Consider the following 272-nt stretch of genomic DNA (forward strand, 5'->3'; position numbering starts at 1 on the left):
GAAATCAGCCTGCTGCCAGACAGTAGCACTGGGGTTATGCGGGGTGTTGAGGATCACCAGTCGGGTGCGCTCGCTTAACAATGCGGCAAATTCCTGCCAGTCAACGCGAAAATGCGGTGGTTGCAGTGCAATACGTTTAACTATTCCTCCCGAAAGCGCGATGGCAGGGGCGTAACTGTCATAGCTGGGATCAAAACAAATCACTTCATCGCCATTGCGCACCAATGCGGTAATCGCCGCGTATAACGCTTCCGTCGCCCCTGCCGTTACGG

The 272-nt window shown here is 54.8% G+C and carries 1 protein-coding gene; it reads right to left on the reverse strand.

Translation table 11 applies throughout. From position 1 onward, the window contains the following. A partial coding sequence (locus V5P19_RS23595; protein ID WP_334407973.1) for an aminotransferase class I/II-fold pyridoxal phosphate-dependent enzyme occupies positions 1-272 on the reverse strand: 272 nt, incomplete at both ends.

The sequence above is a fragment of the Enterobacter sp. UNJFSC 003 genome (assembly GCF_036903355.1).
In the GTDB taxonomy this organism is placed as follows: Bacteria; Pseudomonadota; Gammaproteobacteria; order Enterobacterales; family Enterobacteriaceae; genus Enterobacter.